The organism is Sphingomonas sp. M1A8_2b, from assembly GCF_053345535.1.
Genome location: NZ_JBKFAH010000002.1, coordinates 948,596 through 970,378, shown reverse-complemented (window position 1 = coordinate 970,378; position 21,783 = coordinate 948,596). Strand labels below are relative to the sequence as shown.

Sequence of the window (21,783 nt, the reverse complement as noted above, 5' to 3'; positions counted from 1 at the left end):
AACACTTTAATGGGATCTCGGCGCGGGGTGGAGCAGCCCGGTAGCTCGTCAGGCTCATAACCTGAAGGTCACAGGTTCAAATCCTGTCCCCGCAACCACCACTACAGAACTCGACATCACGCCGCCCCCTGGGGCGGCGTTGTCGTTTGTGGCCCAGGCCAGCAGGTCCGATACTTTGGCGACCACCTCCGCCTCCGGGCCGCCGGGTTCGTCGGGGCAGATCGTCACGCTTTCGATGAGCGTCGACATCACTGCCGCAGCCTCGGTCCGGATCGCTTCGTCGTCGAGCGACTGGCGCAGTGCCGCAACCTTACTGCGGAAGCGGTCCACAAGCACCGGGTGGGGCAGGGAGACTACGATCGGTTTCCCGGTAGTTGTTGCAACTCTTTGTGCCTCCAGCCGCTCCTTCTCCGCCTCTCGCTCCGCGATCATCGCCCGGAGCACCGGACTGGCAATGCCAGCGAGCAGGTTCTGGTACAGATTGTCGAGTTCAGTAGTGACCTGCTTGAGGCGGTGTTGAGCTGCGTGCTCCATGCCCGCGTCCTGGCGGCCCAATCGCTGCATCTCGTGCTCGAATTCTTCTATAAATAGGCGCACATGGTTCTCGGTCAGCAGATGCTCCTGCAGAACCGCCAGCGTCGCGGCCTCCAGAGGTTCCTTGCGCACGGAAACACGATTACCGCACGTGCCTCGCTCCTTCTGACCAGCGCAGCGGTAATAATCCTTCCCGCTGATCGTATAGTTTGCCCCGCAGCAACCGCAGCGGATGAGCCCGGACAGGAGATGCTTTGCGCGCTTGCTGCCGACCGTCGACGATGCGGTTGCCGGGCGCTTGCGGCGTTCGATTTCATCGCGCGCGGCCTCGAAGACAGTATCGTCGATGATCCGCAGGTCAGGGACCGCAACCTCGACCCACTCAGACTGGTCACGGAGCCGATAGCGGCGTTCGCGCTTCTCACTGTCGGGGTTCCTGCGCCACTCCCGGCGCCCCCATACTAGGCGTCCCACATAGAGGGGGTTGTTGAGGATGCCGACGAGTTTGGCGGGATCGCCTCGGATCGTCGAGGCGTTCCACTCCCCACCACGGGGGCCCGGCACGCCCTCGTCGTTCAGCCGGGTGGCGATCTGAATAGAGGACAACCCCGCGGCGAACCATGCGAAGATGCGGCCCACCACCTCGGCCTGCGCTTCGTCAATTTCGAGCAGCCCGCGTTGAACCTCTCCGCTCGCATCGAGCCGCACCATCCGCTTGTATCCATATGCACGCCCTCCGGCGAACCGCCCCGCAAGCACGGCTGCCTCCATGCCACGCAGCGTCTTGTCGACGAGATGCTTCAGGAAGATCGATCCGAGTAGCCCTGCCACTGCGAATTTGATCTCGTCGACATGGCCTTCGCTAACCGTGTGGAGCTGGACGCGGTGATAGGCGAGCTTCTTGCCCAGCCAGGCCACGTCTTCTGCATCACGCGCCAGCCGGTCGAGCGACTCGCAGACGATGATGTCGATTTCGCCAGCTTCCGCTGCGCGCAGCAACAGCTGTAGTCCTGGGCGATTGCGGCGATAACCTGACAGCTGAGGATCGAGTTGGGTCGCCACGACGTTTCCGCCCAGAAAGCTGACCAGCGGTGCACAGGCCGCAACCTGATCAGCGCTTGATGACGCGGTCTGCATGATGGTCGAGTGACGGCCGTAGAGCGCGATGCGGCGGGGTAGGGGAGTCAGCATGACTTATTCTTTCATAACTTCGAGGCGCCGGGAATCCTGCGCTTCCCGATGAGCCTCTCTTGCTGCCTGATGCGCGAGCAGCCGGACGAGATCCGCAAGCGCCTCCTGCGCCTTCTCGTCTTCCACCCACTCGATTTGCACAGCAACCATGCTGACGTTTTGGGATGGTCGTTATCTAGCGTGCATCAACGATACAAAATCGGTAAATTCCCTCAATGTTTCGTGCACGTCCGCGTCCCCGCATGCGTCTGCCTGCAGGCTTTTGCGGGCTTCGTGCCGATTTGGGTGAGATTATACGGAGCTATCGACGAGGCGAGGCGGGAATGGGCGAGCCGATCGCGCCGAAGGTTTTCGCGGCGCGGGTCGGGATCAGTCGGGTTGCGCTTTCGCGGATAGAAACCGGAAAAGCGTGGCCCCGTTCCGAGACGCTCAAGCGAATGATGGCGATCTTTGAATTGGACTGGGCACAAGTGGCGAAGGTTGGATCGAACACGGGGTCTCATCCCCGGATGCCCGACACCCCCCAGGATGGTCAGCAAGTTTATCTTTGCGAATCTCTGCGATGGGGACGCCGACGGCTTGGTTGGACGCTCGCCGAGCTTGCCCGCCGTAGCGGCGTCTCCGCGTCGCAATTGTCCCGGATCGAGCGCGGTCAGGTTGCACGCTCCGCGGTGTTCACCTGGCACCCGGAAGACGGAAACATCGTTCGTGAGGATCGGAGGATTGTGTTCGGCCACCCGCTCCTCGCTGCGGTCGCGGGGGGCAAATTGCGCCGCGCCTCGTTCTGATCTTGGCGCCGATCGTTCATGCAATCTCTGCATCGTGCGTTCGAGCGGAGCGGGGTCATCGCTGATGCCGACACCGACCCAATCCGCGTTTCTTGGTTGCTCCGGATCGGCGATCGTTGTGATGAACCAACCGAAATGATGGTCCAGCATACAGATCGGCGATCTGGACGAGGCAGGCGAATATGGAGAACAATACGTTCTCATCGCGCGACGGATCAACGCGCGATGCGGTGGTCGGGCTGATTAGCCAGACCGTCTAGCTGCAACCATTCGTCGATGGAGATGACCGGCTCCGTGGCGCCTGTCCGTGGCATCCCGATGTAACCCGCAGCCTCCACGCGACTGACACGGCATGGCAATGCTTTGCCTGCCGCGCTGGTGGTGATGCCGTCGATTGGAACATGAGGCGGGACGCGGTGGACAAGAGGCAAACGGAGGAAAGATTACAGAAATTTCGCCGTTCAAGGCAATGAAGTCGGTCGTGGCGGCGCATCGGCGCGCTGGTCAACTCCCCGAACCACAGTTTGGGAAGACCATGTGATCGCAAGCCATCACGCCCTTGGTGCAGGTCGCGATGCAGCCGCCCATGGCGTTGCGGAGGCATTCGACCGCAATGCGGCGGACTATTTTTCGATCACATCAATTTCGGTTACGAGCCCGAAGGCGGACCGACGTCACCAAGCTGCGAGGTCATCCGCTACCCTTCTCGTGTGCGGGGACCGAAGTGCTGTTCCTAGTCAAGAGTTCGTGCTGCAGCGTGACCTGCTTGAGGGGGCTGTCGACGCCGCGCAGAATCTTGACCAGCAGTTCGACCGCGCGCCGCCCGATCATGCCCTTGGGCTGGGCAATGGTCGTCAGCGGTGGCTGGAAATAGCGGGCGAGTGGCAGGTCGTCGAAGCCGATGACCGAGACGTCGATCGGGCAGGACAGACCCGCGTCACCTATCGCGCTGAGTGCGCCCATCGCCATCTCGTCGCTGAAGCAGAAGATCGCCGTCACATTGCGGGTGAGCAGGTCGCGGGTATGGTCGACCGCCGACCCCGCGGAATAGTCGCCGATGCGGATGTGGAGGCGGTCGCGAAGACCCGCGCGGTGAGCCGCATCGATCGCACCGGCGAGGCGGTCGCGGCTGATCGGGCTGATCTCCGGACCGGTGACGATGCCGATCGTGCGGTGACCGAGGCCGATCAGATGATTCATGGCGTCGGCGCTGGCGGCCGCATTGTCGATATGGACGCTGGGGACGCCAAGGTCGGGGCTGTATTCGCAGCCGTTGACGATCGGGGCGGCGGCACCCTTGCGGGCCAGTAGCGGGGCTAGGCTGGCGGGCAGCCGGTGGCCAAGGAAAATCAACCCGTCGACCTCCCGGCGTGACAGCATGTCGGCATACTGATCCTCGACCTCTGGATCGTGCCGCGTGTCGCCGACCACGACCGAATACCCTGCATCGCGCGCAGCTTCTTCGGCGCCGCGGATGACGCTGGCGAAGAACGTGTTGGAGATGTCGGGGACGGTCAGCAGGATTTTCGCGGCGCGTAGCGTTCGCAGGCTCCGCGCGGCGACGTTGGGCGCGTAGCCCGATGTGCGGACGACCTCCAACACCCGCCGCCGCGTCTCCTCGGACACCTGCTCGGGTCGGCTCAGGACGCGCGACACGGTGGCGGTGGAGACGCCGGCAAGTGCGGCCACTTCGATGATCGTCGGCATAAGGGGCGTCATGGATCCGGTTCGAGCCACTGTCGATATTTATCCGATGTAATCCTTTACATTCGTTTCCAGCCTCCGTAGCTTCTGGGTCGACAAGCAGGAAAACTGCGATCGGAGAGGTAGCGAATGGCGCTTGCAGACACTGCATCACACGCGACAGGCGTCGTCCCAGGAGGTGGTCTGCTGACCGGCCGCCTGAGCGCCATGATGTTCATGCAGTTCTTCGTATGGGGCGCCTGGACCGTAACCCTCGGCCTCGTCATGCAGACCGTCGGCATCGGCAATCTGATCGGCAACGCCTTTTCGGTCGGCCCTATCGCGTCGATCGTCGGGTCGTTCCTGCTCGGCATGGCGGCGGCTCGGTACGTCAGCCCGCGGATGCTGATGGTGATTCTGCACCTGGTCGGCGGCGTGCTGCTGTTCATGCTGCCGTCGCTGGTGACGCCGGAGAATGGCCGGACGTTCGTCTGGCTGCTGCTCTGCTACATGATCCTCTACATGCCGACGGTCGGCCTCGCCAACACGATCGCACTGAAGAGCTTCGGCGAGCGGACCGACAAATTCCCGTTCGTCCGCGCGTTCGGTACGCTCGGCTGGATCACCGCCGGCCTGATCATCGGCTGGGCGGGGCTGTCGGCGAGCCCGGAGATCTTCCGCGTCGCGGCGGTCGTCTCGATCGCGCTGGGGCTCTACAGCTTCACGCTGCCGAACGTGACGGCGGACGCGCCGCGCGACGAGAGCGTCCTCCGCCAGGTGTTCTGCGTCGAGGCGTTCGGGATGCTCCGTCAGCGCTCGTTCCTGATCTTCATGACCTGCGCGACGCTGATCTCGATCCCACTGGCGATGTATTACGCCTATGCCTCGCCCTATGTCGGCGCCACCGGCATCAGCAACGTCGGCGGCACGCTCGCGATCGGGCAGATGTCCGAACTCGTGTTCATGTTCTCGATGCCGTGGCTGTATCGCCGGTTCGGGGTGAAGCCGCTGCTGCTGGTCGGCATGGCCGCCTGGGCGTTGCGCTACGCTCTGTTCGCGATCGGCGATGGCGGTTCGTCGATCTGGGCGGTGTATCTCGGCGTCGCGTTGCACGGCGTGTGCTATGATTTCTTCTTCGTCGCCGGCGCGATCTACACCGGCACGATCGCCACGCCCAAGGGCGTCAACGCGCAGGCGCAGGGCATGCTGACCCTGTTCACCTACGGCGTCGGCATGTTGCTCGGCTCGCAGATTGGCGCGCTGCTGTACGCGCAGCTGCCCACATCGCCGACGATCGCCGACTGGCAGCATATGTGGTGGTATCCCGCCATCGCCGCGGCCGTGATCGCGCTGCTGTTCCAGTTCACGTTCCGCGACGACACCAGAAAGAGTGCAGCATGACCGGCATGAAGGGCCCCGGGATATTCCTCGCCCAGTTCCTTGGCGACGAAGCGCCGTTCGACACGCTCGACGGTCTGGCGGAATGGGCGGCGGGGCTCGGCTATGTCGGCGTCCAGATCCCCTGCAATGCGCAGTTGATCGACCTTAAGCTCGCCGCCGAGAGCAAGACCTATTGCGACGATCTTCGTGGGCGGCTGGCCAAGCACGGCATCGAAGTCACCGAGCTGTCGACGCATCTGCAAGGCCAGCTCGTTGCCGTCCACCCGGCATACGACACGCTGTTCGACGGCTTCGCGCCCCCAGAAGTCCACGGCAAGCCTGCCGAACGCCAGCTTTGGGCTGTCGAACAGGTCAAGCTCGCCGCACGCGCCAGCGCCAATCTCGGGCTGTCCGCGCATGCGACCTTCTCGGGCGCGCTGGCATGGCCGTACGTCTATCCCTGGCCGCAACGCCCCGCCGGGTTGATCGAGGAGGCATTTGCCGAACTCGCCCGCCGGTGGACGCCGATCCTCGACGTGTTCGAGGAGGCCGGCGTCGATTGTGCGTTCGAGGTCCATCCGGGCGAGGACGTCCATGACGGCGCGACCTGGGAGCGGTTCCTGGCGGCGGTCGACAACCATCCGCGCGCGCGCCTCCTGTTCGATCCGTCGCATTTCGTGTTGCAGCAGCTCAACTATCTCGACTTCATCGACCGCTATCACGATCGGATCTCGTGCTTCCACGTCAAGGATGCCGAGTTCAACCCGACCGGCCGAACCGGCGTGTACGGCGGTTACGAGAACTGGGTCGACCGCGCCGGCCGGTTCCGCTCGCTTGGCGACGGGCAGGTAGATTTCTCCGCGATCTTCAGCAAGATGGCGCAATATGGCTATGACGGTTGGGCCGTGCTCGAATGGGAGTGCGCGCTGAAACGGTCCGATGATGGCGCGCGTGAAGGCGCACCGTTCATCCGCGACCACATGATCCGCCTGACCGAGCGCCCGTTCGACGATTTCGCCGCCAGCGGCATTGATCGCGCCGCGATCCGCAAGCTGCTCGGGTTGTCGGAGGAGCGGGCATGACTCGCCTCCGTCTTGGTATGGTCGGCGGCGGGGAGGGGGCCTTTATCGGCGCGGTCCACCGGATGGCGGCGGCGCTCGACGGCGACTGGGACCTCGTAGCGGGCGCGTTCAGCACCGATGACGGGCGCAATACGCGCACCGGCGCGTTGCTTGGGCTCGATCCGGGGCGCGTCTATCCGTCGCTCGACGCACTGATCGCGCACGAACGTGACATGCCCGAGGACGAGCGCATCGAAGCGCTCGCGGTCGTTACCCCAAACCATCTCCACGCCCCGATGGCGATCGCTGCGCTCGACGCCGGCTTCCACGTGTTCTGCGAAAAGCCGATGGCGATGAGTGTCGTCGAGGCCGAGGCGATCGCCTCGGCCGCCAAGGCCAGCGGCCGCCGCCTCGCGCTGGCGTTCACGTACAGCGGCTATCCGATGGTCGAAGAGGCACGCGCGCGAATTGAACGCGGCGATTTTGGCGCGATCCGTCTGGTCCAGGTCGAATATCTGCAAGGCTGGCTCAGCCAGCTGATCGACACCGACGGCAACAAGCAGGCCGAATGGCGCACCGATCCCGCGCGCGCCGGGCTCGGCGGCTGCCTCGGCGACATCGGCACGCACGCGTTCCAGCTCGCCGAGCATGTCTCCGGCCTGTCGGTACACTCGGTCTCCGCGGACCTGACGACGCATGTCGACGGTCGCCGGCTCGACGACGATGTCAGCGCATTGCTCCGGTTCGAGGGCAGCGCCCGCGGCGTGCTCAAGGCGACCCAGGTCGCGGCGGGCGAGGAGAACAGCCTTCGGCTCCGCATCCACGGCCAACGCGGCGGCTTGGACTGGTCGCAGATGGAACCCAACACGCTGACGCTCCGCTGGCTTGACCGCCCCGCCGAGATCGTGCGGACCGGTGGCCCCGGCATGCTCGACGCGACCGCCACGCTGGTGCGTACGCCCGCCGGTCATCCGGAGGGCTATATCGAGGCGTTCGCCAACCTCTACCGCGCATTCGCTTCGGCGATCCGCGGCGATGGGCGCGAGGACGGGGGGCGCTGGTTTCCGGGCGTGACCGATGGCCTCCGCACGATGCGCTTCATCGAGGCGGTAATTGCCAACGCGGCATCGGACCAGAAATGGACTTCAGTAAATCCGGGAGAGAATGAATGAAGCTGCTCATGGCTCTGGTCGCGGGAAGTATCGCGGCAGTTGCGGCAGTCACGGTTTCAGCGCCGACCACCGCGCAATCCACCGCTGCTGCACCGCCGGCCTTCGCCGCGTGCCGCGCCTGCCACACCGTCGTGAAGGGCGGCAAGAACGGCATCGCCCCGAACCTGTACGGCGTGGTCGGCCGTGCCGCCGCCGCGACGCCCGGCTTCAACTACTCGCCCGCGATGAAGGCATCGAAGCTGCGCTGGGACGAGAAGACGCTCAACGACTATCTCGCCGCACCGCAGAAGAAGGTGCCGGGCACGCGCATGCCGATCGCGACGCCGGATGCCGCAAAGCGCGCGACGATCATCGCCTACCTAAGGGCCGAGGGCTCGAAATGATGGTAATGGTCGCATGACACTCTCCCGCCGAAATCTGCTCGGGGCTGGGCTCGCGGCCGGCGCCGCCGCGTCGCTGGTGCCGGGCATGGCCGGGGGGCAACGCCGCAGCTCGAACGCGGCGCGCTTCTCGCTCGGCTATGCGCCGCACGAGGGCAGCTTCGCCAGCCGCGGTGGGCGGATCGAACAGATCGCCTACGCCGCCGATCAGGGCTTCACCGCCTGGGAGGACAACGAGGCGGCGACGCGGTCGGTGGCCGAGCAGGAGCAGATGGCCAAGGCGCTGGCGCAGCGCGGCATGACGATGGGCGTGTTCGTCGCCAGCATGCCCAAATGGTCGAAGTCCAGACCGTTGCTCGGCGCGACCGACGGCGCCGAGCGCGAGGCGTTCCTCGCCGACATCCGCGCCTCGCTCGACGTCGCCAAGCGGCTGAACGCGAAGCGGATGACCGTCGTCACCGGGTTCATGGACCCGAAGGTGCCGGTGGATATCCAGACCGCGCGCGTGATCGACGTGATGCGCCGCGCCGGCGACATCGTCGCGCCATCGGGCGCGGCGATGGTGATGGAGCCGCTCAACACGCGGACCAACCATCCCGGCGTCTATATGCAGACGATCTCGCAGGGCTATGCGGTCGCACGTGGCGCCAACAGCCCGGCGGTCAAGGTGCTTGCCGATCTGTATCACGAGCAGATCCAGTCTGGGAACCTGATCCCGACGCTCGACACGTGCTGGAACGAGATCGGCTATATCCAGTTCGGCGACAATCCGGGCCGCAACGAACCCTCGACCGGCGAGATCAACTACGCCTCGATCGTGAAGTGGCTGCGGGCAAAGCGCTATTCGGGCGTGATCGGCATGGAACACGGCAATTCGATCGCCGGCCGCGCGGGCGAGGATCGCCTGATCGCCGCCTATCGCGAAATCGACGCGGCATGAGGGGGACGGGGATGAGGGGAAGACGCATGAACACCTGTTTGATAGCGAGCGCTGTCACGGCGATGGCGCTGATGACGACGGGGCCAGTCGCGGCCCAGGAGAAGCCGGGCTTCAAGGATACGCCGATGTTGCCCGGCGGCCAGTGGCGCGTCCACGACGCCGACCGCCCCGCGCCGATCGTCGTCGCACCGGCCGCGACCCCCGGCGGACCGCCCGCCGACGCGGTCGTATTGTTCGACGGACGTTCGCTTGATGCGTGGAAGCCGGATCGCATCGCGTGGCCGATCGATAACGGCATCCTGACGATCCCGTCGCGCGCGAAAAGTGGTGGCGAGAACAACCTCGTCTCGAAACAGAGCTTCGGCGACGTGCAGATGCATCTCGAATTCCGCTCGCCCAACCCGCCGACCAAGACCTCGCAGGATCGCGGCAACAGCGGCATCTGGTTCATGCAGCGCTACGAACTGCAGATCCTCGATGGTTCGCAGAACCCGACCTATGCCGATGGCACGGTCGGCGCGGTCTATGGGTGGAAGCCGCCACTGGTGAACGCCGCGCGTCGCCCCGGCGAATGGCAGACCTACGATATCGTGTTCGAGCGACCCCGCTTCGCCGCCGACGGCAGCCTGGTTCGCCCCGCTTATGTCACCGCGCTGCTGAACGGCGTGCTCGTCCAGAACCACCAGGCGATGCTCGGCACGACCATCTGGCGACAGGTCGCGAGTTACAAGGCGCACGCCGATGCCGCGCCGATCCAGCTTCAGGATCACGATTCGCCGGTGTCGTTCCGCAACATCTGGGTTCGTCCGTTGCCTGAGGCGGCGATCGCACAGGACCTGAAGAAGGACGGTAAATGATCGATCGCAGAACTGCACTCGCGGGCGTCGTCGCCATGTTCGGCACGGCCCTGTATGCGCCGATCGCGCGCGCGGCCGGTGTTGCGCAGGCGCCCGGCGCGGCCGCCGGCATTCCCGTCATCAGCGAGGGCCCGCCCAGCGTCGCGGTCTTCACGGCGGCCCAGCGCGCGCTGATGACCGCGCTCAGCGAACGCGTGCTGCCGACCACCGATACGCCGGGCGCGATCGCCGCCGGTGTCCCGGCCTATATCGAGAAGCTGCTCGCCGACTGGGCCCTGCCAGCCGACCGCGTGCCGATCCTCGCCGGGCTCGACGCGATCGAGGCGCGCAGCCTGAAGGACTATAAGGTCGCCGGTGCGAAGGCGACGGCGGCGCAGCAGGATGCGCTGCTCACGCTCGCGATGAACGACCAGATCCCGTCCGGCGGCGTCTTCTTCGAGGCATTCCGACAGCTTGTCGTCACCGGCTATTACACGTCGGAAATCGGCATGACGCAGGAGCGCGAATATCTGCCGGTGCCGGGCGAGTATAACGGCCAGTTCCCCTATTCCCAGGTCAGCAAGGTGTATTCCGCATGATCCTCAGCCGTAGAAACCTGCTCGCGGGCTCCGGTGCGGTCGCAGCTCTCGCGTTCGTGCCCACCGCGTCGGCCGCACAGTTGAAGGCGATCGGCCTGCAACTCTACACGATCCGCGAGATCTTCGCGAAGGACCCGGTCGGCACGCTCGGCAAGGTCGCGCAGATAGGCTACCGCGAAGTCGAGTTCGGCGGTGGCGGCTATGACGGCATGGACCATGCGATGCTGCGCCGGACGATGGACAAGCTCGGCCTGACCGCGCCCTCGGTGCATATCGGCTACGACGCGCTGCTCAAGCAGTTCGACCAGTCGGTGACGATGGCCAAGACGCTCGGCGCGACCACGGTCGTGCTGCCGTACATGACCGCCGAGCATCGCAACGCGGCGGGCTGGGCCGCGGCGCTGCCGAACTTCAACCGGTTCGCGACCGACCTGAAAAAGGCCGGGCTGGGCTTCGCCTATCACAACCACGATTTCGAGTTCACGACCAAGCCGGGCGGGGTCAGCCTGTACGACCGGTTGCTCAAGGAGACCGACCCCGCGCTCGTGAAGGTGGAACTCGATCTCTATTGGGCGCTGCATGCCGGCGAAAACCTGGCGACGCTGATCGAGCGCTTGTCGCCGCGCCTCTACGCCTATCATGTCAAGGACATGCGCCCCGACCGGAGCATGACCGCGGTCGGGCAGGGCACGATCGATTTCGCCGCGCTTTTCAAGCTGAAGGGCAGCGCAGGCGTCCGCCATTTCTACGTCGAGAACGACGAGGCTCCCGCGCCCTATCTGCCCGACATCACCACCAGCTTCCGGACACTGCGCGCGCTTCGTTTTTAAATGGGGGCGCTTCTGACGGGGCGTGTTTTCCGAGTTTTAGGAGAGAGAGATCATGGCTGAGACCAACAGGTTCGACGCGATCGTAATTGGTTCGGGCGTAAGCGGCGGTTTTGCTGCGAAGGAATTGACCGAAAAGGGCCTCCGCGTCCTGATGCTGGACCGCGGCAAGATGGTCGAGCACGGCGAAGGCTACACCTATGACGGCAAGCCGGCCTATGAGGTGCCGGCGCGCAACATCATGCCCAAGCCGCTGCTCGACAGCGATTATTTCATCGGCAAGCACGGCTATGTCCAGCCCAGCAACCGCGAGTTCCACAATGACGACCGGCTGAACCCGTACGCCTATGACGAGGGCAGCAAATTCTACTGGATCCGGCCCGGCGCGGTCGGTGGCAAGTCGCTGATCTGGGGTCGCTGGTGCTTCCGCTGGAGCCCTGCGGATTTCGAGGCGAACAAGCGCGACGGCATCGATGGCGACTGGCCGATCCGCTATGACGACGTCGCGCCGTGGTACAGCTATGTCGAGAAATACATCGGCGTGTCGGGCTCGCGCGAGAATTTGCCCTATCTGCCTGACAGCGAGTTCCAGCCGCCGATGCCGATGAACGTGGCGGAGAAGTGGCTCAAGGGGAACCTCGAGGCGAAATTTCCCGGCCGCAAGCTGATCAACGCACGGCTGTCCAACATGACCGAGGACAAACCGGATCAGAACCGAACGAAATGCCAGCACCGCAATCAGTGCGGCAACGGCTGTTCGTTCGGCGCCTATTTCTCGACCCAGGCCGTCACCTTGCCGGCGGCGCGCGCGACCGGTCGGCTGACGCTCAAGTCGGATTCGGTCGTCACCAACCTGGTGTACGACGCGGCGCGCAAGACGGTCACGGGCGTCCGCTATATCGATGCCAAGACTGGCCAGCCAGAAACCGTTCAAGCCGATCTCGTCTTCCTCTGCGCCTCGGCGATCGCGTCCACGCAGATCCTGCTCAACTCCCGCGCGCCGGGCAGCGATCGCAGCTATTTCGACGAGAGCGGCACGCTCGGGCGTTATGTGATGGACCACATCTTCCGCGTCGGGATCGAAGGCGACATTCCCGGCATGGAGGAATTCATCGAATTCGGTCGCCGTCCGGGCGGTGTCTACGTCCCGCGCTTTCGCAATATCGGCGGTGACGAAGGCGTCGGCTTCAAGCGCGGCTATGGCTATCAGGGTAGCGCCTACCGCAACCCCGCCGCGCCCGTCGGCTTCGGTGCATCGATGAAGCAGGGCATGCGCAAATATGCGCCGTGGAAATTCAGCATGGGCGCGTTCGGCGAATGTCTGCCTTATGCGGACAACCGCGTGTCGCTGCACGCAAGCAAGGTCGACCGGTTCGGCGTGCCGCTGGTCCGTTTCGACGTGACGTTTCGCGACAACGAATTGCGGATGATGAGCGATGCGAGGGCGCAGGGCGAAGCGATGCTGAAGGCGGCGGGCCTGACCAACGTCAAGAGCACCGAGAAGGAGCATGTCCCCGGCGACGCGATCCACGAAATGGGCGGCGCGCGCATGGGCCGCGATCCGCGGACATCGGTGCTCAACGAATGGAGCCAAGCGCATGCCGCCTCCAACCTCTACGTCACGGATGGTGCGCAAATGGCCTCGATATCGTGCATCAATCCGTCGCTGACGTTCATGGCACTTACTGCGCGCGCCGCCGATCACGCGGTCCGTCGCAAGACAATGGCCTAGGTGTTTAGTCCCGGCCTCTGGCGGGGTGGCGTTGTCATTGTCGAACAGGCCGGGGCCGATCGATCCTACGTCATGATGATGTGCAGTCATCGCAGATCGAGATGGTGACCGGCTAGGGTCACGGATCAATCGTTGGGTCACGCGCGGTGCTTGCCATGTCGTAAGATCGATCGACGATGTAATCGTTTACATCAATCGTCGGTGTACATAGTAAATGGTCAAACGCGGCGCAAAGACGTCGCGAAAGGGGAGTGAGCATGATCGCATGGAGAGGCGGCTCTCGGGGTGGCGCGCACGGTGATCCGATGAACCCGGTCGGGTTCGGCACAGCGACGAAGCGTAGCGCAACCTTGCGAGCAAACGTGCGCGGACCGCGAGATCCACGTAACCTTGCAGGGGGATGGCGTGAAGTTGCCGATCATCGCCGCGGTCGCGTTTGTCGCCCAGAGCCAGGGTGGGCCACGACCCGAAGACACGGAAGTGTGGGCGCCCGAACCGCCGGTGGTGACGCCCGGTGGTATGCGAAGACGCCACACCCCTTCCGAAGCACTCATGTTGTTCGACGGTCATGATCCGAGTGCACCGATCCGTTTCCGCAACATATGGATCCGTACATCAAAGTAATGACGTGTGACGCGTAAGTCGCATCGAGCGATACCGCATCAGACAGAACATACAGAGTGTTTTGAATAATCGATCGTCGGGCGGTGATAGACCCGAGGCAAGTATAAATAAAATGGGCTCAAATAGTCCATTCACTGGGAGAGGAAGTATGAGGCTATTTTCTGCAAAGATCTGCCTGTTGCTGGGTAGCGTGAGCATGATTACGCCCGCGCAGGCACAGGATCTGACCGCGGCCAAACCTGGATCGGTGCAGGAGGGCGCCGCATCGCTTCCGCAAGACCCGGCACCCACCGCGGCCGCGCCGGGCGAGGACGATTCTGGCACGGGCGACGAGATCGTCGTCACTGGCATCCGCAGCAGCCTTGCCAATTCGGCGCGCGTGAAGCGTGATGCACAGCAGATCGTCGACAGCATCAGTGCGGAGGACGTCGGCAAATTCCCCGACTCCAACATTGCGGAATCGCTCCAGCGTATCACCGGCGTCGCGATCGATCGATCGGGCGGCGAAGGCCAGTTCATCACAGTTCGCGGGCTCGGGCCGGAATTCAATACCGTGCTGGTCAACGGCCGCGTCATGGCGACCGACAATCCTGGCCGTGAATTCTCGTTCGATGTGCTGTCGTCGAACATGATCCAGCGGACCGACGTGTTCAAATCGAACGTGCCCGAGCTTCAGGAGGGCGGCATCGGGGCCACCGTCAACATCATCACCGCGCGCCCGCTGGAGGGGCGCAGCGGCTTCCACTTCTCGGGGTCGGCCGGTGCCATCTACGACACGTTGCGCGAGAAGGCGGGGCCGGATGCGTCCGCCACCGCATCGTGGACCAATCCCGACAAGACCTTCGGCGTGGTGTTGTCGGGGTCGTACACGAAGCGCAAGAACCAGGAAGACACCATCGCGATCGACGGGTGGATCAACGGGCGACCCGACATCATCTCGGTGATCGGCGGCACGCCGACGCTGATCACCGGCGCCGACCCGCGATACCCGGCAGCGGGCAACATCAACGTTCCCCAGAGCCTCTATTACCAGCGCTCGCAGGAGGAGCGCGAGCGGATCAACCTCGCTGGTGCCGTCCAGTTCAAGCCGCGCGACAATCTCGAGATCACCGTCGACGGCGTCTACTCGAAGTTCACGGTGTCGGGGGTGGTCCGCAAGATGGATAACTTCCTGGCCGCGCCTTATTATGCGCCGACATTCGACGGCAACGGCACGGCGACCGGGCTCGGCATGATCGGCGGCGACTTCATCGCCCAGAACCCGCAGTTCCTGGCGGACAATCGCGACAGGCTGACCAACAACGGCCTCAATTCGAAGATCGACCATGTCTATAACCTGACGAAGCGCGAGTCCGAGAGCTATCAGTTCGGCGGCAACATCAAGTGGAACCCGGCCGAAGACGTCGAAGTGCGGTTGGACGCGTCCGTTACCGGCGCGAACCGTATCTCGCCGAACCAGTATCTCGTGATCGGTGCGTTGCTGCCGTACAGCTACCAGTTCAATCTGAATCCAGGCCAGGGGCTGCCGACCGCATCGTTCGACAACGCGATCATCAACGATCCCAACCGGATGCGGCTGCATTACATGGGCATCGACACCAACCGATCGCGCGACCGCGGCTCCGAATTCCATCTCGATACGAAATACGACATTCAGGACTCGGTTCTGAAATCGGTGCAGATCGGCGGGTCGTACACACAACGGCGCAAGATCAATCGGCAGTTCAACAATAGCGACTCGAACTGCACCTATTGCGGCTACCAGGTGCCGATCGCGTCCGGCCTGCTGGAGAGCTATGACTGGACCAACCTGCTCGGCGGGGGGCAGAATATTCCGCCCTCGCTGTTCCAGTTCGATCCACAGGCGTTCCTCGCCTATCTCAATGATCCCGCCACGTTGTCGATCCCGACCAACGGCCGTACGCCCGCGCAGCAGGCAGCCTTCGCGCAGCAGGTGCTCGCGCTGCCGGGCGGCCCGTTCGGCGTCCGTGAGCAGCTTCGCGGCACGGTCAACGTCCAGGAGAAGCTGGCAGCAGGCTATATCAGCATGCAGTTCGGCGGCGATCGCTGGGCGGGGAACGTCGGCGTCCGTGTCATCAAGACCGATGTCGTGTCCTCGGGTTTCGACACGCCCGTCATCAACATCGCCAACACGCCCGGCGACGATACGCTGCAATATACGTACGGACCGGCGACGGCGGTGACGGTCCGCAACAGCTACGTCAACGCGCTGCCATCGGCGAACATCCGGTTCAACGTCACCGAAAAGCTGCTCGCGCGCGCTGCGTTCTCGCAGACGGTCACGCGCCCTACGCTGACCGATCTCGGCGTCAACAACGATTTCGGGGGCCGTATCTCGGTGCCGCAGTCGAGCGGCGGCAATCCCAGCCTGCTGCCGTTCAAGTCGACCAATTACGACCTGTCGGTCGAATGGTACATGACGCCGGTAAGCTATGTCAGCGTCGGCGGGTTCCACAAGGACCTGAGTAACTTCCTCGAACTCCAGACGCTGCCGGTGAACCGGTTCGGCCGCGTGTTCCAGGATACCCGCACCCGCAACGGCCAGACCGGCTATATCCGCGGCATCGAGGTGGGCGCGCAATATGCGTTCGACTGGCTTCCGGGTTTCGCCTCGGGCTTCGGCGTCACCGGCAACTATACCTATGTCGACAGCAAGGTGCAGCGCGACCAGACGCTCGCCGATTTCGACTGCGGGTATAACGGGCTGTCGCCGCATTCTGCCAACGGCAGCGCCTTCTACGAAAAATACGGCATCTCGGCACGCACCTCGTACAACTGGCGTTCGGATTACCTGCGGCAATGCCGGTCGAGCCAGGGGCGCCCGCGCAATCGGTCGTCATACGGGCAACTCGACTTCAACGTCGCCTACGACCTGACCTCCAACTTCCAGGTCTATGTCCAGGGCGTCAACGTCACCAACGAGCGGGTGAACGAATGGTCGGCCGTCGAAGACCGTTTCCTGGCGCTCCAGGAAACCGGCGCACGCTATAATTTCGGTGTGCGCGTCAAGTTCTGATCGTCGAAGTCGAGACCTGGGGCGTGGTGAAGCGGCATGCCCCGGGTCGCCGAATGGTAGGAGCAGCGGATGCTTGGCTCGCGCGTGTAAGGAGCGAAGATCGCGGATTGATCGAGACGAAAGAGCCCGTTTAAGGATTTCCGGCGCAGGTGGTCTGTGCGGCGGCAAAGGCGAGCGTGATCCGCTCCCCTTTTTCAGGCCGGTGATCCCGTGGTTCCGGTGTCCATATGCTCCTGGGTCAAGGCGGCGTGCGCCATGCCGCCAAGCTGCTATGCGGGCGCGCAGTCTTGTGGTCCGCCCGGCAGCCTTGGTGATCTGTCTCGCCGCAGAGATCCATCCTGAGATGCTTCCACCGCCGTTCCTCGCCGACATCGATCGGGCTGACGATGGCGAGCAACGCGCGCTGGCACCCGATCTCTGGACCAGGGGCGTGCTCATCCGGCACCATATCGCCGACACGAGATGGGGTTCCTCACGACCCGGTACCCGGCTGGAAACAATGCGGAGCGCGATGGCTGCGGCGTGTTTCGCCTCCGCGGCGGCGCGTCTTCGTTGCGCTTGATCGCCTGCAATTCTGCGCGCGCTGTCAGGCGATACACGCCCGATCCGACCCGCAGGCCGACATGGTCGGCATTTTGGGCGAGCATGGTGACGTCACGATTGCCGGCGATCGGGCGCTTACCTTCGCGGACCGATCCGGGATCCGCCGTTGGCAGGCGAATGCGGGCGGTCGTCCCGGCAGGCACTCCAAGCTCGAGCGCGAAGACGCTTTCTGCGATCCGCCAGCGTGTTCGCACCAAGCCGAGCACGGTGGAGAAGCTCGCCGCGACCATGGTCACTCTGCGTACGGGTTGCAGTGCGATCAGCAACGCGTTGTCGTGGGAAGGTACGCGCCACCAATCGTCTGCCCGGCGACGCTAGGTTCATGCCGCATTTGTCATAGCTAGGAGATGACGGTGGCAGCGAGAGCTATAGCGGAGATGAAGACGGTCGGGCGGCGTTCGTAGCGGCTAGCAAGCCGGCGCCAGTCCTTCATACGCCCGAGCATGATCTCGATGCGGCTGCACCCGCGGTACCGGCGCGTGTCATACCTGATGGACTCGAGCTGAGATTTACGACCGGGGATGCAGGGCTGGATGCCCGCTGCCTCGATAGCGTCCCTGAACCAGTCGGCGTTATATCCGCGGTCGCCGAGGAGCCACTGTGCATTTGGCAGCTCGTCGGGCGGGGCGGACGATCAGTCGCCCAAGACCCCCATCTTCACCCGCGGGCGCTCAGACCCTTGATGGACCGACATGAGCGACGTCCTGATGCGCGATGTAGCTGTCGAGCGCGCTCGCGGCGTTGAGCATGTGCGCGCGCATCCGGCGGGCGGCGGTGTCGCCGTCGCCTTCCGCGATCGCGCGCATCACCGCGTCGTGCTCCGCGCGCGAACTCGCTAGGCGCCGGTCCTGGCGGAGCTGCATGCGGCGGAACGCATTCAGGCGCGTGCGAACCGCGATCGCCTGCTCGGCGAGGAAGTCGTTGTGCGCGGCGCGGTAGATTGCCTCGTGGAACTCGCGGTTGAGCGCATCATACGCATCGACGTCGCCCGCCTCGACCGCGGCTTCGCTCGCCTCATGGATACGGAGCAGGCGGCTGCGCTCCAGCGGCGTGATGCGATAGGTGGCGAGGCGAACGCACACCGCCTCGAGCTCCGCCATCGCCTCGAACATGTCCATCACCTCCTCGGCGGTGACGTGGCGGACGATGACGCCGCGGCGCGGCCGGACTTCGACCATGCCACTGGTCGCCAGTTGCCGCAGCGCCTCGCGGACCGGGGTGCGCGACGCGCCGTAGCGATCCGCCAGTTGCTGTTCGTCGAGCATCGTGCCCGGTGCCAGTTCGCCCGACGAGATCGCATCGGTCAGCGCATTGCGGATCCGGTCGGACAGCAGCCCGGTGTCTTCGATGTCGATAACGCCCACGGTTCCTCAGCCCCCCACGATCGCGCGGACGATCAGGTACAGGATCGACGGCGCCACCAGACAGCCTAGCCCGGTATGGAAGGTCGCGGTCAAGGCACCATAGGGGACCAGGCGACGATCGGTCGCGGCGAGCCCGCCCGACACACCGCTGACGGTGCCCATCAGCCCACCGAACACCATCGCGCTGCGCGGGTTGTTCAGCCCGATCAGCCCGGCCACCAGCGGCGTGCCGACCATCACCATCACCGCCTTGAACACGCCGGTCGCGATCGACAGCGCGATCACCGGCGAACTCGCGCCGATCGCCGCGCCGGTGACCGGCCCGACGATATAGGTCACCGCGCCCGCGCCGATCGTCGTCATCGACACCGCATCGGTATAGCCGAACGACGCGGCGACCAGCGCGCCGACGATGAATGGCAACACCGTGCCGAGCAGCAGCGCGACCACGCCGATCAGTCCCGCCTTCTTCGCCTGTTCGACATCGACTTCGCAGGCGGTGGCGACGATCGCGAAGTCGCGCAACATCGCGCCGCCCATCAGGCCGATCCCGGCGAGCATCGGCAGGTCGGCGAGCCCCTTGTGCCCGCCGGTCGCGATCCCCCCCCAGAAAGCGAGCGCGAGGCCGATCAGGATCGCGATCGCCGAGCCGTGGACCCGGCCCATCGTCAGCTTAGCGGACAGCATGTTCGACAGCCACATGACGATGCCGACGACCGCGAATGCGGTGAGCAGCGCGTTGGCGGTCAGCACCTTGGTGATCATTTCCATGTCGGTGCGCCTCAGTGCGTCGTTGCAGGGGAGGGGGCGAGTGCCGCTTCGGCCTCGCGGGCTTCGCGCGCCTCGATCTCGTCCATCGTCTCGGGCGTGCCCGACAGGCGGCTGATGAGCGCGACCGCGCTGAAGCACACAAGCAGCGCGCCGACGCCGGCGATCAGCACCACCGGTCCGCCCTCGACTGCGGCGACGACGTCCTGCTGCGCCGCCATAGCGACGACGATCGGGATATACAGCGCACCCCAGAAGCCGATCCCGCGCGAGACGCCCTCGACGTAGCGGCCCCGCGACTTCAGCCACATCCGCGCGGCGATCAGCAGGATCATCGCGATGCCGACCCCGCCGACATTGGCCTTCACGCCGAGCAGCGCACCAAGGCCTTCGCCGAGCAACTGCCCGATCAACGTGCAGATCGCGAGCAGCGCGACGCCGGCGATCATGCGCCGCGTCCCGCATTGGGGGCGGAGCTGGGTAGGGACTGGCTCATGGCGGATCCTCTCACTGTATTCGATCTATCGTCTTATACGCCTTTAAGTATGCATAGGGTTGCGTTTGGAGCAATAGAGAATACAAAGAGTGCAGAATGAGCGTCAGGAGACGATGCGTGCGGCAGTGGAATACGCGGAAGGCTTTGCGTGAGGAGCGGATCGCGGCCGGGGCTAACTTCGCCACCGGCAAGCTGGTCGATCCCGAGACGCTGGTCGATTTCCTCGAAGCGGTGCTGCGTCCCGGCGACCGGGTCTGCCTGGAAGGTGACAACCAGAAGCAGGCGGACGTGCTGGCCAAGGGGCTGGCGGCGATGGACCCGGCGCGGATCCATGACCTGCACATGGTCCAGTCCGGGGTCGTGCTGCCCGAACATCTCGACGTGTTCGACAGCGGCATCGCGAAGCGGCTCGACTTCTCGTATTCGGGGCCGCAGTCCGCGCGGATCGCCAAGATGCTATTCGGCGGCAAGATCGAGCTGGGCGCGATCCACACCTATCTCGAACTGTTCGCGCGCTATTTCGTCGACCTCACGCCACAGGTCGCGCTGATCGCCGCGGTCAGCGCGGATCGCCACGGCAATCTCTATACCGGCCCCAATACCGAGGACACGCCGACGGTGGTCGAGGCGACCAGCTTCGGTAGCGGCCTGGTGATCGCGCAGGTCGGGTCGATCGTCGATACGCTGCCGCGCGTCGATATCCCCGGCGACCAGGTTCATTTCGTGCTCGACGCTGGCAAGCCCTTCTATGTCGAGCCGCTGTTCACGCGTGACCCCGCGGCGATGACCGAGACGCAGATCCTGACCGCGATGCTGGCGATCAAGGGGCTGTATCAACCCTATGGCGTGCGCCGGCTGAATCACGGCATCGGCTTCAACACCGCGGCGATCGAGCTGTTGCTGCCGACGTACGGCGAGAAGCTCGGGCTGAAGGGCAAGATCTGCACGCACTGGGCGCTCAACCCGCATCCGACATTGATCCCGGCGATCGAGGCGGGCTGGGTCGAGCAGGTCCATTGCTTCGGCTCCGAGGTCGGCATGGAGGATTACCTCGCCGCGCGGCCCGATATCTTCTTCACCGGCCCCGACGGATCGCTGCGGTCGAACCGTGCCTTCAGCCAGACCGCGGGGCTGTATGCGTGCGACATGTTCATCGGCTCGACGCTCCAGATCGACCTCGCGGGGCACAGCTCGACGATTACCGCGAACCGGATCGCAGGCTTTGGTGGCGCGCCCAACATGGGGTCGGACGCACGCGGGCGGCGGCATCCGAGCGCACCGTGGTTGCAGGCGGGGGCGGAGGCCGATCCGGACACGGCGGCGCCTTTGAGGCGCGGGCGAAAACTGGTGGTGCAGATCGGCGAGACGTTCGGCGAGGGGAACGCCCCGCTGTTCGTCGAGAAGCTCGGCGCGCTCGAACTCGCCGAGAAGCTCGATCTCGATCTGGCACCGATCATGGTCTATGCCGACGACACTACGCACATCGTCACCGAGGAGGGCATCGCCAACTTGCTGCTCTGCCGCACCGCCGACGAGCGCGAGCAGGCGATCCGCGGCGTGGCGGGCTTCACCGAGATCGGCCGCGGCCGCGACAAGGTGATGGTCGAACGGTTGCGGGAACGGAAGATCATCCAGCGGCCGGAGGATCTCGGCATCGATCCGCTCGACGCGAACCGGAACATGCTCGCCGCCCGATCGATCAAGGACCTCATGCTCGCCTCGGGCGGGCTGTACCGGCCGCCGAGCCGTTTCCGGAACTGGTAGGACA

20 protein-coding genes, 1 tRNA gene and 1 pseudogene are annotated in these 21,783 nt (G+C 64.6%); 14 read left to right on the top strand and 8 right to left on the bottom strand.

The genetic code is table 11. The annotated features are described in order from the left end of the window. Window positions 1-21 precede the first annotated feature (21 nt). A tRNA-Met gene (locus tag ACLBWL_RS12540) sits at window positions 22-98 on the top strand. Here the strand turns inward: ACLBWL_RS12540 and ACLBWL_RS12535 are convergent. Both ACLBWL_RS12535 and ACLBWL_RS12530 read right to left on the bottom strand, forming a co-directional pair. Further along, complete coding sequence (locus ACLBWL_RS12535) at window positions 55-1,671, bottom strand: recombinase family protein (RefSeq protein ID WP_447793525.1); 1,617 nt, start codon at window positions 1,669-1,671, stop codon at window positions 55-57. The two genes, ACLBWL_RS12540 and ACLBWL_RS12535, sit on opposite strands and share 44 nt — an antisense overlap. Window positions 1,672-1,728: 57 nt before the next feature. Further along, window positions 1,729-1,875 (bottom strand): hypothetical protein, encoded by a 147-nt coding sequence (locus tag ACLBWL_RS12530; protein WP_168371610.1) that lies wholly within the window; start codon window positions 1,873-1,875, stop codon window positions 1,729-1,731. A gap of 173 nt (window positions 1,876-2,048) precedes the next feature. On the opposite strand from ACLBWL_RS12530, the gene ACLBWL_RS12525 reads away from it, so the two are divergent. Together ACLBWL_RS12525 and ACLBWL_RS12520 are read left to right on the top strand one after the other, a co-directional pair. Further along, window positions 2,049-2,513: a helix-turn-helix transcriptional regulator gene (locus ACLBWL_RS12525; RefSeq protein ID WP_447793444.1), complete on the top strand. Its 465-nt coding sequence runs from the start codon at window positions 2,049-2,051 to the stop codon at window positions 2,511-2,513. A gap of 260 nt (window positions 2,514-2,773) precedes the next feature. Further along, entirely contained in the window at window positions 2,774-2,986 is a 213-nt protein-coding gene (locus ACLBWL_RS12520) for a CHC2 zinc finger domain-containing protein (RefSeq protein WP_447793524.1), read from the top strand. A gap of 217 nt (window positions 2,987-3,203) precedes the next feature. Here the strand turns inward: ACLBWL_RS12520 and ACLBWL_RS12515 are convergent, their stop codons facing one another. After that, window positions 3,204-4,232, bottom strand: a complete 1,029-nt coding sequence (locus ACLBWL_RS12515) for a LacI family DNA-binding transcriptional regulator (protein WP_447793442.1) — start codon at window positions 4,230-4,232, stop codon at window positions 3,204-3,206. Between the two features lie 114 nt (window positions 4,233-4,346). Between ACLBWL_RS12515 and ACLBWL_RS12510 the strand changes: the two genes are divergently transcribed. The 10 genes from ACLBWL_RS12510 to ACLBWL_RS12465 all read left to right on the top strand — a co-directional run bounded on the left by ACLBWL_RS12510 (window position 4,347) and on the right by ACLBWL_RS12465 (window position 16,784). Next, window positions 4,347-5,597, top strand: coding sequence for an MFS transporter (locus ACLBWL_RS12510; protein WP_447793441.1), 1,251 nt, complete (start codon window positions 4,347-4,349; stop codon window positions 5,595-5,597). Beyond that, the gene (locus tag ACLBWL_RS12505) at window positions 5,594-6,658 is read left to right on the top strand and encodes a sugar phosphate isomerase/epimerase family protein (protein WP_447793439.1); all 1,065 of its coding nucleotides are present in this window, start codon (window positions 5,594-5,596) and stop codon (window positions 6,656-6,658) included. The genes ACLBWL_RS12510 and ACLBWL_RS12505 overlap by 4 nt, the downstream gene beginning before the upstream one ends. Then, a complete protein-coding gene (locus ACLBWL_RS12500) occupies window positions 6,655-7,809 on the top strand; it encodes a Gfo/Idh/MocA family protein (RefSeq protein ID WP_447793437.1) in 1,155 nt (384 codons plus the stop codon). Before ACLBWL_RS12505 ends, ACLBWL_RS12500 begins: the two co-directional genes overlap by 4 nt. Continuing rightward, window positions 7,806-8,192, top strand: a complete 387-nt coding sequence (locus ACLBWL_RS12495; protein WP_447793435.1) for a c-type cytochrome — start codon at window positions 7,806-7,808, stop codon at window positions 8,190-8,192. Before ACLBWL_RS12500 ends, ACLBWL_RS12495 begins: the two co-directional genes overlap by 4 nt. A gap of 13 nt (window positions 8,193-8,205) precedes the next feature. Further along, window positions 8,206-9,129 carry a hydroxypyruvate isomerase family protein gene (locus ACLBWL_RS12490; protein ID WP_447793433.1) on the top strand — a complete coding sequence of 308 codons (924 nt, stop codon included), beginning with the start codon at window positions 8,206-8,208 and terminating at the stop codon, window positions 9,127-9,129. A gap of 62 nt (window positions 9,130-9,191) precedes the next feature. Beyond that, the gene (locus tag ACLBWL_RS12485; RefSeq protein ID WP_447793522.1) at window positions 9,192-9,986 is read left to right on the top strand and encodes a 3-keto-disaccharide hydrolase; all 795 of its coding nucleotides are present in this window, start codon (window positions 9,192-9,194) and stop codon (window positions 9,984-9,986) included. Continuing rightward, window positions 9,983-10,564: a gluconate 2-dehydrogenase subunit 3 family protein gene (locus ACLBWL_RS12480; protein ID WP_447793431.1), complete on the top strand. Its 582-nt coding sequence runs from the start codon at window positions 9,983-9,985 to the stop codon at window positions 10,562-10,564. Before ACLBWL_RS12485 ends, ACLBWL_RS12480 begins: the two co-directional genes overlap by 4 nt. Continuing rightward, window positions 10,561-11,394: a sugar phosphate isomerase/epimerase family protein gene (locus ACLBWL_RS12475; protein ID WP_447793429.1), complete on the top strand. Its 834-nt coding sequence runs from the start codon at window positions 10,561-10,563 to the stop codon at window positions 11,392-11,394. The genes ACLBWL_RS12480 and ACLBWL_RS12475 overlap by 4 nt, the downstream gene beginning before the upstream one ends. Window positions 11,395-11,446: 52 nt before the next feature. Then, window positions 11,447-13,123 (top strand): GMC family oxidoreductase, encoded by a 1,677-nt coding sequence (locus ACLBWL_RS12470; RefSeq protein WP_447793427.1) that lies wholly within the window; start codon window positions 11,447-11,449, stop codon window positions 13,121-13,123. 772 nt (window positions 13,124-13,895) lie between these two features. After that, window positions 13,896-16,784, top strand: coding sequence for a TonB-dependent receptor (locus ACLBWL_RS12465; RefSeq protein ID WP_447793426.1), 2,889 nt, complete (start codon window positions 13,896-13,898; stop codon window positions 16,782-16,784). Between the two features lie 434 nt (window positions 16,785-17,218). Here ACLBWL_RS12465 and ACLBWL_RS12460 read toward each other — a convergent pair whose 3' ends face one another. From ACLBWL_RS12460 to madL, 5 genes and pseudogenes are all read right to left on the bottom strand, one after another. Continuing rightward, window positions 17,219-17,653 carry an alpha-L-rhamnosidase C-terminal domain-containing protein gene (locus ACLBWL_RS12460; RefSeq protein WP_447793424.1) on the bottom strand — a complete coding sequence of 145 codons (435 nt, stop codon included), beginning with the start codon at window positions 17,651-17,653 and terminating at the stop codon, window positions 17,219-17,221. A 74-nt stretch (window positions 17,654-17,727) separates the two neighbouring features. Then, a pseudogene (locus tag ACLBWL_RS12455) lies at window positions 17,728-18,000 on the bottom strand (transposase); the annotation flags it as partial. 58 nt (window positions 18,001-18,058) lie between these two features. Further along, complete coding sequence (locus tag ACLBWL_RS12450; RefSeq protein ID WP_447793422.1) at window positions 18,059-18,751, bottom strand: GntR family transcriptional regulator; 693 nt, start codon at window positions 18,749-18,751, stop codon at window positions 18,059-18,061. 6 nt (window positions 18,752-18,757) lie between these two features. After that, window positions 18,758-19,522: a malonate transporter subunit MadM gene (gene madM / locus ACLBWL_RS12445; protein ID WP_093397717.1), complete on the bottom strand. Its 765-nt coding sequence runs from the start codon at window positions 19,520-19,522 to the stop codon at window positions 18,758-18,760. An 11-nt stretch (window positions 19,523-19,533) separates the two neighbouring features. Next, a complete protein-coding gene (gene madL, locus ACLBWL_RS12440) occupies window positions 19,534-19,968 on the bottom strand; it encodes a malonate transporter subunit MadL (protein WP_447793420.1) in 435 nt (144 codons plus the stop codon). Window positions 19,969-20,132: 164 nt separating this feature from the next. Here madL and mdcA point away from each other — a divergent pair, with 164 nt between their 5' ends. Then, window positions 20,133-21,779, top strand: a complete 1,647-nt coding sequence (gene mdcA, locus ACLBWL_RS12435; protein WP_447793418.1) for a malonate decarboxylase subunit alpha — start codon at window positions 20,133-20,135, stop codon at window positions 21,777-21,779. Window positions 21,780-21,783: the final 4 nt, after the last annotated feature.

What these genes read in the sequence shown, in the direction of transcription:
- madL (WP_447793420.1), bottom strand. Translation starts at nt 19,968, where the DNA reads ATGATCGCCGGCGTCGCGCTGCTCGCGATCTGCACGTTGATCGGGCAG.
- madM (WP_093397717.1), bottom strand. Translation starts at nt 19,522, where the DNA reads ATGGAAATGATCACCAAGGTGCTGACCGCCAACGCGCTGCTCACCGCA.
- ACLBWL_RS12495 (WP_447793435.1), top strand. Translation starts at nt 7,806, where the DNA reads ATGAAGCTGCTCATGGCTCTGGTCGCGGGAAGTATCGCGGCAGTTGCG.
- ACLBWL_RS12515 (WP_447793442.1), bottom strand. Translation starts at nt 4,232, where the DNA reads ATGACGCCCCTTATGCCGACGATCATCGAAGTGGCCGCACTTGCCGGC.
- ACLBWL_RS12525 (WP_447793444.1), top strand. Translation starts at nt 2,049, where the DNA reads ATGGGCGAGCCGATCGCGCCGAAGGTTTTCGCGGCGCGGGTCGGGATC.
- ACLBWL_RS12465 (WP_447793426.1), top strand. Translation starts at nt 13,896, where the DNA reads ATGAGGCTATTTTCTGCAAAGATCTGCCTGTTGCTGGGTAGCGTGAGC.
- ACLBWL_RS12490 (WP_447793433.1), top strand. Translation starts at nt 8,206, where the DNA reads ATGACACTCTCCCGCCGAAATCTGCTCGGGGCTGGGCTCGCGGCCGGC.
- ACLBWL_RS12470 (WP_447793427.1), top strand. Translation starts at nt 11,447, where the DNA reads ATGGCTGAGACCAACAGGTTCGACGCGATCGTAATTGGTTCGGGCGTA.
- ACLBWL_RS12480 (WP_447793431.1), top strand. Translation starts at nt 9,983, where the DNA reads ATGATCGATCGCAGAACTGCACTCGCGGGCGTCGTCGCCATGTTCGGC.
- ACLBWL_RS12505 (WP_447793439.1), top strand. Translation starts at nt 5,594, where the DNA reads ATGACCGGCATGAAGGGCCCCGGGATATTCCTCGCCCAGTTCCTTGGC.
- ACLBWL_RS12475 (WP_447793429.1), top strand. Translation starts at nt 10,561, where the DNA reads ATGATCCTCAGCCGTAGAAACCTGCTCGCGGGCTCCGGTGCGGTCGCA.
- ACLBWL_RS12485 (WP_447793522.1), top strand. Translation starts at nt 9,192, where the DNA reads ATGGCGCTGATGACGACGGGGCCAGTCGCGGCCCAGGAGAAGCCGGGC.
- ACLBWL_RS12500 (WP_447793437.1), top strand. Translation starts at nt 6,655, where the DNA reads ATGACTCGCCTCCGTCTTGGTATGGTCGGCGGCGGGGAGGGGGCCTTT.
- ACLBWL_RS12535 (WP_447793525.1), bottom strand. Translation starts at nt 1,671, where the DNA reads ATGCAGACCGCGTCATCAAGCGCTGATCAGGTTGCGGCCTGTGCACCG.
- ACLBWL_RS12510 (WP_447793441.1), top strand. Translation starts at nt 4,347, where the DNA reads ATGGCGCTTGCAGACACTGCATCACACGCGACAGGCGTCGTCCCAGGA.
- ACLBWL_RS12530 (WP_168371610.1), bottom strand. Translation starts at nt 1,875, where the DNA reads ATGGTTGCTGTGCAAATCGAGTGGGTGGAAGACGAGAAGGCGCAGGAG.